Below are 12,419 nucleotides of genomic sequence, written 5' to 3'. Positions count from 1 at the left end.
AGGTCTACGTGGGACGTCCGTGCTTCCACGCGTAGTCGAAGCTTTTCATGTAGTGCCGGAACGTGCGGCCTCCGGGGAGGTAGCGGAAGTGCAGCACGGGGTTCTGCCCGGCGGGGGCTCCGAGTACGTGAGGGTTGACCAACATGTCGTCGTCGAACCGGTAGATGGAGTTGTAGAGGATCGTTTCGTGGAGTCGGATGTCGAGTCCGGGGGTGGATGCGACCGGTTCCAGGTAGCTGTGAGTGATCCGGGCTCGCGCTGCCAGGTTCTCGCCGATGCCCTCCTCCTCGCCGCGCTGGCGGATCATCGTTGAATCCGGGTTGCCCAGCAGGATGCGCACCTCGGCTCCAGCCCTGGCTTTCTCGGCCAACTGCTCGGGAAGATCCGGGTATCCGTCGAAGAGAAACAGCCCCGCGTAGACGAGTACTTCGATGTGGCTCTTCGCGCCTTCGAGCAGGGAGGGCCACAGGGACGTCGGTACGGCGCCGCGGTGCGGGTAGAACGTGACCAGCTCTGAAGCGCTGGCGGTCTCGGCCTGCTTCTCGATGACCGGCCAGAGGTAGACCTCGTCGACTCCGAGGAAGCTCGCCGTGGTCCAGCGGTGTCGGCGGTGCGGGGTGCGGTCGAGTGTGATCCAGCGTTCCACGCTCTTGGGGTCCACTTCGACGCGTTCGGCCACCGACTGGATCGTCTCGTCTGCTGCTGAAATCGCCGCGCGTAAGCGTTCGTTTGCCATGTCCGCGGTCCTTCCCTGAGGCTCGGACGGCTAAGGACGTTTTACCCCTTCTGGAGACGTCCCACAACGTCCCTCCGGACCGAGATGCGTCCACCCCTTGTAGCGCTTCCCTGATCTGGTCGCCGTACTGGCGAATCTCAACTCACCGCGAGATCAGGAGAAGAGACGATGCGTCAGATTCCTGTGGACACCCGTGAGATGACGGTGATGTTGATCCAGGAGCCGGAAACCAAGGTCAAGAACCGGGAGACCGGCGAGATCGCGACCGACCGGACCTCTGGAAAGACCCTGTACAACGTGAACGTGGCGGTGATCGTGGACGCTCGTCCGGACGCCGTGACGGTCGTGGTCGCCGAGGACGGCATCCAGCCCGATCTGGCGCCCGGTATGTCGGTGGAGCTGCCCGGTCTGGTGGCGCGTCCGTGGGAGAACGACTTCGGGCACGGCATCAGCTATCGCGCGATCGCGGTCACCGCGAAGACCCTGACCCCGGCCGGCTCGAACGGTAAGGGCTGACCTGCGATGACCGGACTGTTATGGCTCGTCGTCGCGTTGGTGGTGCTCGCATTGATCGCGCGGGCCAAGGCTCCGGCCGTGTACTGGGTCCTGTTCGGTCTGCCGCTTGCAATGGCGCGGGTGTTCTTCCCCTACCGGCAGACCATGGAGGCGTGTGCGCTGACGGTGACCCCGGCCTGGTGGAAGGTGTTCGCCAAGAAGGCGGTCAGCGCTGAAGTGGCCCGCCCTCGGATCCCTCGGGTGCACGGCATCCGACCCACTGCGACCGGTGCGCGGCTGCGGATGAAGCTTCCCGCCGGCCTGACCCCGGAGGACGTGACCAAGGCTGCTGAGCGGCTGCGGCACGCTTGGGCAGTGCACTCGGTGCACGTCGTCGAACTCAAGCCTGGCTTTGTCTCGGTACGGCTGATCGCCTTCGACATCCTCGCCAGGGTCCGCATGCCACGTCGTCTCGCCCCCGGCCCGTTGTCGGCTGTGGTCGCGCTGCGCGAGGACGGACTCCCGTACGTGCGTGACTACCAGGATTCGCCACACGGCCTGACCCTGGGCGCCACCAAGTCGGGCAAGTCGATGTTCCAGCGCTGCCTGATCAAGGCGCTGGCGCCGCTGCATGTGGCCGTGGTCGGGATCGACTGCAAGCGAGGGGTCGAGCAAAACGCCTTCGCGCCCCGGCTGACGGCGCTGGCCACCACGCCGGACGAGGCAGACGGCCTGCTCGATGCGCTGGTGGGGGAGATGGAGGACCGCTTCGACCTGCTGTGCCTGCATCAGGGCATCGCCCCGGACACCCCATTGGAGGACATCACGTCCGACATCTGGGGCCTGCCCGCCAAGCTGCGGCCGGTACCGATCGTGGTCCTGGTCGACGAGATTGCCGAACTCTTCCTCGTCGCTTCCAAGGTCGACACCGTGCGGCGGGATCGCATGGTCACCCAGCTCGTGAGGCTTGCCCAGCTTTCCCGCGCGGTCGGCATCCATCTGGAGATCGCCGGTCAGCGCTTCGGTTCGGAGCTGGGAAAGGGCGCCACTGCGTTGCGGGCGCAGTTGACCAACCGGGTCACGCATCGCTGCAACGACAAGCAGACGGCGGAGATGGGCCTGGGCGACATCAACGACCTCGCCGTGCAGGCGGCCACCGCGATCGCCTCCGAGCGAGCCGGAATGGCCGTGGCCGGTGACTCCTCGGGCAACTGGACCCGGATCCGTACGCCGAAGACCTCGATCGGTGAAGTGGTCGCCGTGTGCCGCAAGTTCGCCCACCTCACTCCCGAGATTCCCGCTCTGGCCGCTTACCGGCCCGCCGCGCTGCTGCCCGCGCCGGCTCCAGCCACGGAATCGGCCCCGGCTACCGCGCCGTAACCCGCTCACTCCAACCCGGTCGGCGCGACCGCCTCGCGCCACGTCCCTACCCCTGCCATGCCCGAACTCCGGAAGGAAGGCCCGGTCATGAGCCTGTCCGCCTCGTTCCATCCCACCGCCGACACCACGATCCGGTGCCACACCTACGGCATCGACCACGCCCCGATCCTCGCCCTCGACGACTCCGGTCAGGTGCTGTGCGTCTCGCTCTTCGATTCCATGTCGACGGCCGACCACCGCGCCTTCACTCGTGACCTCGTCAACGCGGTGACTGAGTACGCCGCCGCCGTCGAGGAATGGGCCACCGCCCAGGACACGCCCGCGATCGGCACATTGACGAAGGCGAGCTGATCGTGATGTGCGACCACTGTGACGACTTCAACCGCACGGTCCTGATGATCGGTGACCTCGTCCTCTACGCCGAATATCCAGGCGCGGACCGGGACTTCGCCGACGTCGTCGGTGGCGGTCTGGCCCTCTCGCTTCCCGTGGACGGTGTCCCGCCCGACTCCGGCGGCACCGAGCGCCCCGGATCGGAGGGGTGATCCATGACCGTTCCACGCCGCAAGAAGCCCACTTCCGCCCCTGCGGAGCCGGTGAAGTGCTCGGTCTGCAAGGGCTCCGGAGAGGTCTCCGTGTCCGTCCGGGTCGGCCGTAAGCGCGAGACCACCGACGCCCAGCAAACGGGCCTGTGCCTGGCCTGCCTGGGCTCCGGCGAAGCAGCCCGGAACTGAGCAATCCCGACCACACGAGAGGAGCCCGTGATGGGTCTGTTCGGAACGTCTTCGCCTGCTGCTGGATCGTCCACGCCGAAGGGCGAGTGCCCGCAGTGCTGGCGGCACGCGCACAACCCCGAGGTGCACCGGGCGCTCGGTCCCCGGCAGGACTGCCCGCAGTGCCTGGACCACATGATCAATGGCTGCCCCGGTCTCAACCGCCGCTGACAGCACACCGGGACCGGGCGGCCGGACCGCGTGAGCCCCGCCCCGTCCCGGTTCCCACCCCACTTGAAGGAGGTGAAGACCGTGAACCGCTCGATCCGCCCGGACGCCGTCCTTGTGCAGGCCGTGATCGCTGGGGCGCTGTCCTTCGCCCACCTGCACGACATCGCCGAAGCGGCTGGGCAGGCCGGATGGAAGGCCTGGGCATACCCGATCTCCGTCGACCTGCTGCTCGTGGCTGCCTGGCGACGGCTCCGCACCGGTCGCACCCGCCGTCTGGCGTGGTCGTGGTTCGTGGTCGCGCTGATCGCGTCGCTGGGCGCGAACGTCGCCACCGCTGGATTCCTCGACCTCGGCCATGCTCCCGCGTGGCTGCGATTCCTGGTCGCCGGCTGGCCCGCGCTCGCCTTCCTCGGCGGCACCTTGCTCGCCCACAACCCCGACCCCGCGCCGAACACCCTGACGTCGGATCCGTCATCGAACAAGATCGCCGTTGAGGACCTCAAACGCGATCATCCTGCGGCTTCCGAAGGTCCTGCCGCTCCGCTCCCCACCCCCGAGCCTGCCGCAGCCTTGCCTGCTCCCGCTCCGGCCTCGATCTCGGTGCCCCCGGCACTGGTGGAACGTGCCCGGAAGATCGCCGATGCGCATCGCACCGCGACTGGCGACGCGATCGACGCCGACACCCTGCGCGCCCGTCTCGGCGTGCCCGGTCCGATGGCCGAATCCCTGGCCGCCCAACTCGACTGAGAGGAAGAAGCCATGGACGTTCCGCTCTGGTTCTTCGTCCTTTGCGTCGGCGTGCTCGGTATCAAGCTCGTCCGCCTGCCCTGGTGGCTGATCGTCGCACTGCTTCTCGGCGGCTACCTCCTCGCCGCCAGCCCGCTCGCGCCCGTCATCAGTCCGTTCCTCAACTAGCCCGCACGGAGAAGGGAGTTCCACGCATGTTCAAGCCCAGGATCCCGGTCAACGAACGGCCCACCGGTGAGATGGTCCCGACCATCACTACCCTCGGCGCCGTCGCACCGTACGAGAACGGTCACGGATCGTGCGGTTGCCAGCACCACCCCCCGACCCCGGTCGCACCCACCACGTCACGACCCGTCGCGCGGCTCACCCCCGGTGCGCTCGCCCTGGCCGCCGTCGGCGGGGTCCTCGCCGTACTCACGGTCGGAGCCGTGTTGGTCTCCATGCTCCTGGCGGTCGCCATCACCGCCGCCTCGCTCGCGGTCGTCGCACTGGTGGCCCGCTCGATCCTCACCACGGACACCCGCCGCCGCTGACCGGCCCCGGAGCGGCCTCAACCGCCAAGTTTCCTCCGCTCCGGAGCCGTGCCCCTGCCCGATCCAATGAACCGGAAGGAACTCTCATCATGCCCGAGCGACCGATCGCCGCGGTTCGGATCTGCCCGAACTGCGACGGCTTCGCCACCGCCGCCGTATCTTCCGGCCTCGGTCGCGACGCACAAGGCCACCTGCGCACGGTCATCGTCGATTGCCCGGCATGCCGGGGCACTGGCACCTGCCCGAGGCGTCTGGATGTCCGCCCAGCCTTACTGACGGGGGTGACCCGATGATGCGCCGGTCCGCGACCTCCCGACCTACGTCCATCCATCTGTTCTGCGGCGCGGGCGGGGACTCCGACGGCTTCCGGCGGGCCGGCTTCGACGTCGTCCTCGGTGCGAATCACTGGGACCGTGCGGTCGAGACCCATGCCGCTAACTTCCCTGAGGCAGATCACCTCTGTGTCGACCTCGACCACTACGACATGCGTCGTCTGCCCAGGGCCCGCGTCCTGGTCGGCTCCCCGATCTGCACCGAGGGCAGCCCTGCCGACGGTGTGAGCCGTCCCAAAGGATCGCCCACGGTGGGCCAGTTGGACCTGTTCGAGGAAGGCCCGATGCAGGATGCGGCCTGGGAGCGTACCCGTGCCACGGCGTACGACATCCTGCGCGCCGCCGAGGTCCACAACTTCGATGCCGTGGTCTGCGAGAACGTGCCGCGCTTCGCGACCGCCTGGCCGCTGTTCTCCTGGTGGCTGCACGGCATGGAGATCCTCGGTTTCCGCTATCAGATCGTCTCGGTGTCCGCCGCGCACGTCGGCGACGGTGATGTGAATCCGCACGCTCCGCAGTGGCGGGACCGGATCTTCATCGTCTTCACCCGCACCGCGATGCGCGCCCCGAATCTCGACGTACGGCCTGCGGCCTGGTGCTCGGGCTGCGAGTCGGACGTGCTGGCCGTGCAGTCCTGGCGCAACGGCCGAAAGATCGGCAAGTACCGCCAGCAGTACGACTACCGCTGCCCCAACCCCACCTGTCGCCACCAGCTCGTTGAACCGTACGTGCGACCGGCCGCCACCGCGATCAACTGGACGGACCCCGGCATCCGCATCGCCGATCGTGCCGCGCACGGCCGTGGACCGCTCGCCGCCTCCACCCTCCGGAAGATCAAACTGGGACTGGCCAAGCACCGCGTCCCCGCCGTGATCACGGTCAACCACTCCGACCAGGGCGACGGCCGCGCCGTACCCGCCACCGCCGCACCCCTGGCCACCCGCACCGTGCGCATCGGCGACGGTGTCGCGATCCCTCCGCTGCTGGTTCCGGCGGGCGGGAGCTGGAACACCGAACCCACCACCGTGGCCACCCCGATGCGCACACGGACTACACGGGACAGTGAGGCCCTGTTCCTGCCCGCCCCGTTCATCACCGAGCACCGGGGCGGCGGCTCCACCACCCGCGCGATCGCCGATCCGCTCGCCTCGATCACGGCCGGAGGAAACCACCACGGTCTCGTGATCCCGTACCGCAAGGGCGGATCCACCACGACGGCCGTGCCGCTGCACACGATCGCCACCCGCGAGTCCGCCGGAGTCGTCCTCGGCGCCGAGGACACCCCGGACGAGATCGCCATCGAGGACTGCTACTTCCGGATGCTCTCCCCGCGCGAGCACCTGCGAGCCCAGCGCTTCACTGACGACTACCAGGTCAAGGGACACGGCGGCGAGCAGACCAAACAGGCGGGCAATGCCGTGCCCGCGAACGTCGCCCAGTGGATCGCCTCCCGCCTTCTGGAGGTGCTCTGATGGCCACTTCCACCGGTACGGCCGTGGAGATCCGGGCGCTGACCGTGTGGCAGCCCTGGGCGTCCTGCATCGCCTACGGCACGAAGCGGATCGAGAACCGTTTCTGGGAGACGAAGTATCGCGGCCGGATCTTGATCCATGCCGGGCACACCCTCGACCGCTACGCGTACGGGCTCCCGCTCGCCCGGCCGTTCCTCAAGCGTCCCCAGCCGCACGGCGCCGTTCTCGCGGTGGGCCGGCTCGTCGACTGTCACCAGGACGACGGCTACTGCACCCTGTGGTCCGCTCCCGGCCGGTGGCACTGGCGGTTCACCGATGTCCGCCCGCTGCTGTATCCCCTGTTCTGCCGCGGCGCCCGTGGCCTGTGGATCCCTGATCCGCAACTCGCGGCCGCGGCAATGGCATTGGCGGTGGATCGTGCCTGACACCCATACCCTCGACCCGCTCGTCCTCGGCGACCTCCTGCGCGTCGCCTCCGCCCCCGACTTCAACGACTGGCGCGAGCAGATCCGCCGTACCGGCGGCTGCGCCGACCCGATCCACCTGACGGGCTGGACCGTCGTCCGCGACAAGGTCACCGGCAGGGTGCTGCACGATGCCGTCTCCGGCGAGCAGCCCGGCGGCCGGCTCCGCATCGCCTGCGGCAACCGCCGCGCCACCCGCTGCCCGCCCTGCGCCTACCTCTACGCGGGCGACGCCTACCACCTCGTACGCGCGGGCCTGAGCGGCGACGACCGCATGAACATCCCCGCCACCGTGCGCGAACGCCCTCGTGTCTTCGCCACCCTCACCGCACCCTCCTTCGGCCCGGTCCACAACATCCCCGACACTGGCTCCGGACGCTGCCGCTGTGGCACCCGCCACCCCGAACCAGATCCCGCTCTCGGCACGCCACTCGCCCCGGAGACGTACGACTACGCGGGCGCCGTGCTCTTCAACAACCACGCGGGCGAACTGTGGCACCGCTTCATCAACCGCCTGCGCCGCGAACTCGCCTCCGCCGCCGGGCTCACACAGACCGCGTTCCGGGACACCGCCCGCCTGTCGTTCAACAAGGTCGCCGAGTTCCAGAAACGCGGCGCGATCCACTTCCATGCCGTCATCCGCCTCGACGGCCCCGACGGGCCGGACACACCCCCACCGCCCTGGGCGACCATCGACCTCCTGACGGACAGCATCCGGGAGGCCGTGGTTCATCCCTACGTCGGCGTGCGAGTCCGGCCTGTCGGTGACCAGCCGGCCCGGCTCCTGCGCTGGGGCACGAAGCTCGACGTCAGCGCGATCACCGCCTTCGACACCGATGACGTCAGCGAGAGCAAGGTGACCTCCTACGTCGCCAAGTACGCCACCAAGGCCGCCGAGGAAACCGGCGCCCTGGACCGCCGAATCGGCGAACTCGCCGAGCTTGACCGCGCGCACGTGCCCGACCACACCTCCCGCCTGATTCGCGCCTGCCACGACCTCGACCCGCTCTACCCCGAACGGCGCCTGTGGGCTTGGGCGCACATGCTCGGCTTTCGCGGCCACTTCCTGACCAAGTCCCGCACGTACTCCTCGACGTTCACCGCACGTCGACAGGTCCGCGCTGACTACCGCGCCGCTCAGCAACGCGATGCCCTCGGCCTGCCCGACCCGGACACCACCCTCGTCCTCGCCGACTGGCGCTACGCCGGCCACGGTCACACCCCTGGCGAATCCGCCTTCGCCGCGTCCATCGCCGAGGACATCCGTATCAACCGCGAAACCGCCCGCGAAGCCCTGCTCAGTGAAGGGAGCACCGCATGACCCCCGCTGTTCGAACGCGCGGAACGCGCACGATGCTCACCCTCGCCGAGGTCTGCGAGGAGCTGGGCATCTCGCGCTCAACCTTCTACGACTGGCGCGCCAAGCGCCGTGCCCCGCGCTGCATCAAGCTGCCGAATGGTGATCTCCGAATCCGGCGGACCGAGCTCGATTACTGGCTCGACGCGCGCGAGGAACCGCTCTGATGGAGACGACGTACCACGTCAAGGTCTACAAGATCCTGACGTACAAGGGCGCCCGCAAGACCACGTACACCGTGCGCTGGCAGGTCGCCGGGAAGCGCTGGCGCGAGCCGTTCGACACGGTGGCCCTCGCCGAGGGGTTCCGCGCGGAACTGATCCGGGCCACGAGTCAGGGCGAAGCCTTCGTCATCGCGACCGGGCTCCCGACGTCCCACCGCCCGAAGTCGGCGTCCATGAGCTGGTACAGGTTCGCCGTTCAGTACGTGGATGTGCGCTGGCCCCAACTCGGTGGCAACAGCCGGAAGAACACCGCGCGGACCCTGATGCTGACCACCGTCGCCCTGCTCCGCGCCGAGCCGACGCAGTTCCGGCCCGTGGACGTACGCACCGCGCTGCGCGAATGGGCGTTCAACACCAACCGGCGGGCGCAGGCACCGCGTGACGTGGCGGTCATCCTCCGCTGGGTGGAGCGGAACTCCCTCCCGGTCTCGGCCTGGGAGGTCCCCGAGACGGTGGACACCGTCCTGCGCGCGCTCGACACCCTCCTCGACGGTCGCCCCGCGGCCGCCTGGTCCCGCAAACGGCACCGCCGCGTACTCAACACCGCCATGCGGTACGCGATCCGGCGCCGCCTCTTGCTGACCAACCCGCTGCCGCAGGGCAAGCAGGCCACGGTCTCCACCAGGACCACGAACGCCGTCGACAAGCGATGCCTGATCAATCCCGAGCAGGCCGCTGCCCTCCTCGCCTGGATCCGTCGGCGACCCCGCGGCGGCAAGCGGCTGCACGCGTTCTTCGCGACGCTCTACTACTGCGCACCACGCCCTGAAGAGGCCGTGGCACTGCGCGTAGGGGACGTGACCCTGCCCGACGTCGATGCCACCGACCAGTGGTGCGAACTGCTGATCCACACGGCGACCCCGGAGGTCGGCAGGCAGTGGACCGACAGCGGGGAGATCCACGAGAAGCGGGATCTCAAGGGCCGCGCCGAAGGGGACACGCGGACGGTGCCGGGGCATCCCGCCCTGTCCCGCATGCTGCGGGCGCACATCGCCGCCGAGAAACTCAGGCCCGAGGATCTCCTCTTCCAGGGGGAGCGCGGCGGCATCCTCGCCGGCTCCGTCATCCGCCGCGCCTGGCGCACCGCTCGCCGGAAGGTTCTGCCCCCGTACGTCTTCGACTCGCCGACCGGCAAGCGCGTGTACGACATCCGGCACAGCCGGCTGACCAAGTGGCTCGACGACGGCATCCCGTCCGCGCAGGTGGCCGACTGGGCGGGCAACAGCGTGCCGGTGCTCCTCGCCACGTACGCCCGATGTGTCGAAGGTCAACTGGCCGATCTCAAGAAGCGCCTCGAAGCGGCCGGAGATCTACCCGAGATCGAGGTCGACCCGGCTTTCGATCACCGGGACTGAGCGTCGCCGAAAACTTCGACACGTATTCGACACGGCGACCCGGGAAAACACGGTGAGAGTCGGACGATGCCGGGCCTGTGCACTGATCGACGGGGGAGTGGCCGGGACTCCCAAGCGCCGCCCGGCACCCGCCCTGACCAGCAAAAAGGCCCCGCCGAAGCGGAGCCTAAGAAAGGCGCCCCCGGCAGGACTCGAACCTGCGGCCAAGCGCTTAGAAGGCGCCTGCTCTATCCACTGAGCTACGGGGGCCGGTGTGTGGCCGGTGGCTTGGTCGGGGTGGATGTGGGTGATCCGTGACCTTGCCGGGGACAAGGATAGGGCTCCCGAGTCCCTGCCCCTGCTGCTTCGCCTCCGCGGCACGATGTGGAGGTTCAGTGAAGCGGTCCCGATAATCGCAGGTAGGTGCGAATCGTGCAGCGCTTTTGGCGTCATACGCCTCGGGTGTTGTGCACTCGTTATGCCTGCGCCCCCAGTCGCCCCTTCCATCCCGCTGTGTGCTTCCTGTGCCTTATCGCGTGACTTATCGGCACGCAGACGCGGTCATATGCTTCATAAAGCCGCCAAAATTGGGCATTCTTCACGTGTGGTGACCTTGGACGTTCGGCCTCAGCTGCTCGACGCAATTACCGCGCTGCGCGACCGTGTCGCCGCCGCGCGCTTCCCGCTCCCGCTCGCGGGGGCGCCACGCGCGCGTGCCAACCGGCGTGAGTTGCTGGCGCAGCTCGACGACTACTTGGTGCCCCGCCTGAGCGCTCCCGAAGCGCCGCTGCTCGCCGTGGTGGGCGGGTCGACCGGGGCCGGGAAGTCGACCCTCGTGAATTCGCTGGTGGGGCGCGTCGTGAGTGAGGCGGGGGTGCTGCGGCCCACCACGCGTACGCCCGTCCTCGTCTGCCATCCGGATGATCACCACTGGTTCTCCGGGGTGCGGGTGCTGCCCGACCTCACGCGCGTATGGGTGCCCAGGCAGGCCGACGGCTCCCTGGAGGGGGACGGGGAGGACGAGGAGGACGACCTCGGGACTGGGGCCGAGAGGGCGGAGCCCGTGTTGCGGGTGGAGACCTCCGGCGTGTTGCCGCGGGGGCTCGCGTTGCTCGATGCACCGGACATCGACTCGCTCGTCGCCGAGAACCGGGTGCTGGCGGCTCGGTTGATCAGTGCCGCCGACGTGTGGGTCATGGTCACCACCGCCTCCCGCTACGCCGACGCCGTGCCCTGGCGCCTGCTGCGTACCGCCAAGGAGTACGACGCCTCTCTCGTCACCGTGCTCGATCGGGTGCCCCACCAGGTCGTCGCCGACGTCTCACGGCAGTACGGGGCGTTGCTCGCCAAGGCCGGGCTGGGGGAGGTGCCGAGGTTCACCGTGCCGGAGCTTCCGGAGTCGACGGGCAATGGGGGGCTGCTGCCCGCGACCGCCGTCGCACCGTTGCGTGCCTGGCTGACCCATCGTGCCCAGGATCCCGAGGCGCGGGCCCGGGCCGTGGTGCGTACCACCCGTGGGGCCCTCGATTCGCTGCGCGCCCGGATGCCCGAGCTGGCCTCCGCCGTCGCCGCCCAGCACTCCGCCGTGGTCCGCCTCACCACCGCCGTAGAGGATGCGTACGAGGGTGAGCACGCGCGCGTACTGCGGCGTTTGCAGAAGGGGGGTGTGCTCGCCGGGAACGCGTTGAAGCGCTGGAGGAGTTATCCGGCGGACTGCGCGGCCGGTGAGTTGTTGGACGCGCTCGTCGAGAGTCTTGGTTCGCTGTTGGCGTGTGCTGTGACCGCTGCCGATGAGCGGGTCGACGAGGCGTGGCGGCGGGAGCCCGGCGCGCGTGCCGCCGAACTACGTAGGCCGGAGCCCGAGTCCGGGACCGCCGAGGAGCGCATTGGGCTGGCCGTACGACGCTGGCGGCGGGTGCTCGAGGAGTACGCCGAGGACGAGGCGCGGGCTGCCGCGCAGGTGATGGAGTCCTCGCCGCCTGACGCCGATGCCGTCGCGGCGCTCGTCGCCACCGCCCTGCTCGGCGGGCGGCGGGGCAAGGCCGCGGGAGAGAACCTCGCCGAGCGGATCGGCGCCCAGGGTGCCCTACGGCTGCGCGATCGCGGCGGGCAGCTCCTGAGCGAGTACCTCGACAACGTGCTCGGCGCGGAGCGTGAGCGTCGGCTCGCGCCGCTCGACGCCCTCGACATCACCCCGGAATCCCAGGCCGAATTGATCGCGGCCCTTTCGCTGCTGCAGAAGGAGAGGTGAGGGCGCTGACCGCCTCCGCCGCCACGGATCACACCGACCCCGTTGACCCTGTTGATCCCGTTGACCCCGTTAGCCCCGTTGATCCCGTGGGCCCCGTTGACATCACTGGTCCTACTGGTCCCACTGGTCCCACTGGTCCCGCCGAGTCCG

At 69.0% G+C, this 12,419-nt stretch carries 16 protein-coding genes and 1 tRNA gene; 15 read left to right on the top strand and 2 right to left on the bottom strand.

The features are described 5' to 3' along the window. Positions 1–4: 4 nt before the first annotated feature. Positions 5–736, bottom strand: coding sequence for an XRE family transcriptional regulator (locus RBJ65_RS16135; protein WP_306320517.1), 732 nt, complete (start codon positions 734–736; stop codon positions 5–7). 168 nt (positions 737–904) lie between these two features. Between RBJ65_RS16135 and RBJ65_RS16130 the strand changes: the two genes are divergently transcribed. From RBJ65_RS16130 to RBJ65_RS16065, 14 genes are all read left to right on the top strand, one after another. Further along, on the top strand, positions 905–1,252 hold the full coding sequence (locus RBJ65_RS16130) for a hypothetical protein (RefSeq protein ID WP_306320518.1): 348 nt from the start codon (positions 905–907) through the stop codon (positions 1,250–1,252). A gap of 6 nt (positions 1,253–1,258) precedes the next feature. Further along, positions 1,259–2,611 carry an FtsK/SpoIIIE domain-containing protein gene (locus tag RBJ65_RS16125; RefSeq protein ID WP_306320519.1) on the top strand — a complete coding sequence of 451 codons (1,353 nt, stop codon included), beginning with the start codon at positions 1,259–1,261 and terminating at the stop codon, positions 2,609–2,611. An 87-nt stretch (positions 2,612–2,698) separates the two neighbouring features. After that, a complete protein-coding gene (locus RBJ65_RS16120; RefSeq protein ID WP_306320520.1) occupies positions 2,699–2,962 on the top strand; it encodes a hypothetical protein in 264 nt (87 codons plus the stop codon). Between the two features lie 5 nt (positions 2,963–2,967). Beyond that, positions 2,968–3,156 carry a hypothetical protein gene (locus RBJ65_RS16115; protein ID WP_306320521.1) on the top strand — a complete coding sequence of 63 codons (189 nt, stop codon included), beginning with the start codon at positions 2,968–2,970 and terminating at the stop codon, positions 3,154–3,156. Positions 3,157–3,159: 3 nt separating this feature from the next. Beyond that, positions 3,160–3,345: a hypothetical protein gene (locus RBJ65_RS16110; RefSeq protein WP_306320522.1), complete on the top strand. Its 186-nt coding sequence runs from the start codon at positions 3,160–3,162 to the stop codon at positions 3,343–3,345. 30 nt (positions 3,346–3,375) lie between these two features. Next, positions 3,376–3,555 (top strand): pRL2-8, encoded by a 180-nt coding sequence (locus tag RBJ65_RS16105; RefSeq protein WP_306320523.1) that lies wholly within the window; start codon positions 3,376–3,378, stop codon positions 3,553–3,555. 81 nt (positions 3,556–3,636) lie between these two features. Further along, positions 3,637–4,302: a DUF2637 domain-containing protein gene (locus RBJ65_RS16100; protein ID WP_306320524.1), complete on the top strand. Its 666-nt coding sequence runs from the start codon at positions 3,637–3,639 to the stop codon at positions 4,300–4,302. 12 nt (positions 4,303–4,314) lie between these two features. Then, positions 4,315–4,470, top strand: a complete 156-nt coding sequence (locus RBJ65_RS16095) for a hypothetical protein (RefSeq protein WP_306320525.1) — start codon at positions 4,315–4,317, stop codon at positions 4,468–4,470. A 26-nt stretch (positions 4,471–4,496) separates the two neighbouring features. Beyond that, positions 4,497–4,835: a SpdD-like protein gene (locus RBJ65_RS16090; protein ID WP_306320526.1), complete on the top strand. Its 339-nt coding sequence runs from the start codon at positions 4,497–4,499 to the stop codon at positions 4,833–4,835. A 289-nt stretch (positions 4,836–5,124) separates the two neighbouring features. Further along, a complete protein-coding gene (locus RBJ65_RS16085; RefSeq protein WP_306320527.1) occupies positions 5,125–6,639 on the top strand; it encodes a DNA cytosine methyltransferase in 1,515 nt (504 codons plus the stop codon). Then, positions 6,639–7,064, top strand: coding sequence for an ASCH domain-containing protein (locus RBJ65_RS16080; RefSeq protein ID WP_306320528.1), 426 nt, complete (start codon positions 6,639–6,641; stop codon positions 7,062–7,064). Before RBJ65_RS16085 ends, RBJ65_RS16080 begins: the two co-directional genes overlap by 1 nt. Beyond that, on the top strand, positions 7,057–8,424 hold the full coding sequence (gene repSA / locus RBJ65_RS16075; RefSeq protein WP_306320529.1) for a replication initiator protein RepSA: 1,368 nt from the start codon (positions 7,057–7,059) through the stop codon (positions 8,422–8,424). Before RBJ65_RS16080 ends, repSA begins: the two co-directional genes overlap by 8 nt. Continuing rightward, complete coding sequence (locus RBJ65_RS16070) at positions 8,421–8,627, top strand: AlpA family transcriptional regulator (RefSeq protein WP_306320530.1); 207 nt, start codon at positions 8,421–8,423, stop codon at positions 8,625–8,627. The genes repSA and RBJ65_RS16070 overlap by 4 nt, the downstream gene beginning before the upstream one ends. Beyond that, entirely contained in the window at positions 8,627–10,039 is a 1,413-nt protein-coding gene (locus tag RBJ65_RS16065) for a site-specific integrase (RefSeq protein ID WP_306320531.1), read from the top strand. Before RBJ65_RS16070 ends, RBJ65_RS16065 begins: the two co-directional genes overlap by 1 nt. A 176-nt stretch (positions 10,040–10,215) precedes the next feature. On the opposite strand, the gene RBJ65_RS16060 is transcribed toward RBJ65_RS16065, so the two are convergent. Further along, a tRNA-Arg gene (locus tag RBJ65_RS16060) sits at positions 10,216–10,288 on the bottom strand. Positions 10,289–10,583: 295 nt separating this feature from the next. Here RBJ65_RS16060 and RBJ65_RS16055 point away from each other — a divergent pair. Beyond that, positions 10,584–12,269: a dynamin family protein gene (locus RBJ65_RS16055; protein WP_372341329.1), complete on the top strand. Its 1,686-nt coding sequence runs from the start codon at positions 10,584–10,586 to the stop codon at positions 12,267–12,269. The last annotated feature ends 150 nt before the right edge of the window (positions 12,270–12,419 follow it).

The sequence above is a fragment of the Streptomyces sp. KL109B genome (genome assembly GCF_030766935.1).
Taxonomy (GTDB): domain Bacteria; phylum Actinomycetota; class Actinomycetes; order Streptomycetales; family Streptomycetaceae; genus Streptomyces.
The sequence above is the reverse complement of the archived record's forward strand: the minus strand, read 5'-3'. Positions and strand labels throughout refer to the sequence as shown.

Excerpts from the sequence above, each read along its gene's own strand:
- RBJ65_RS16135 (WP_306320517.1), bottom strand. The coding sequence starts at position 736 with ATGGCAAACGAACGCTTACGCGCGGCGATTTCAGCAGCAGACGAGACG.
- RBJ65_RS16130 (WP_306320518.1), top strand. The coding sequence starts at position 905 with ATGCGTCAGATTCCTGTGGACACCCGTGAGATGACGGTGATGTTGATC.
- RBJ65_RS16125 (WP_306320519.1), top strand. The coding sequence starts at position 1,259 with ATGACCGGACTGTTATGGCTCGTCGTCGCGTTGGTGGTGCTCGCATTG.
- RBJ65_RS16120 (WP_306320520.1), top strand. The coding sequence starts at position 2,699 with ATGAGCCTGTCCGCCTCGTTCCATCCCACCGCCGACACCACGATCCGG.
- RBJ65_RS16115 (WP_306320521.1), top strand. The coding sequence starts at position 2,968 with ATGTGCGACCACTGTGACGACTTCAACCGCACGGTCCTGATGATCGGT.
- RBJ65_RS16110 (WP_306320522.1), top strand. The coding sequence starts at position 3,160 with ATGACCGTTCCACGCCGCAAGAAGCCCACTTCCGCCCCTGCGGAGCCG.
- RBJ65_RS16105 (WP_306320523.1), top strand. The coding sequence starts at position 3,376 with ATGGGTCTGTTCGGAACGTCTTCGCCTGCTGCTGGATCGTCCACGCCG.
- RBJ65_RS16095 (WP_306320525.1), top strand. The coding sequence starts at position 4,315 with ATGGACGTTCCGCTCTGGTTCTTCGTCCTTTGCGTCGGCGTGCTCGGT.
- RBJ65_RS16090 (WP_306320526.1), top strand. The coding sequence starts at position 4,497 with ATGTTCAAGCCCAGGATCCCGGTCAACGAACGGCCCACCGGTGAGATG.
- RBJ65_RS16085 (WP_306320527.1), top strand. The coding sequence starts at position 5,125 with ATGATGCGCCGGTCCGCGACCTCCCGACCTACGTCCATCCATCTGTTC.
- RBJ65_RS16080 (WP_306320528.1), top strand. The coding sequence starts at position 6,639 with ATGGCCACTTCCACCGGTACGGCCGTGGAGATCCGGGCGCTGACCGTG.
- RBJ65_RS16070 (WP_306320530.1), top strand. The coding sequence starts at position 8,421 with ATGACCCCCGCTGTTCGAACGCGCGGAACGCGCACGATGCTCACCCTC.
- RBJ65_RS16065 (WP_306320531.1), top strand. The coding sequence starts at position 8,627 with ATGGAGACGACGTACCACGTCAAGGTCTACAAGATCCTGACGTACAAG.
- RBJ65_RS16055 (WP_372341329.1), top strand. The coding sequence starts at position 10,584 with ATGCTTCATAAAGCCGCCAAAATTGGGCATTCTTCACGTGTGGTGACC.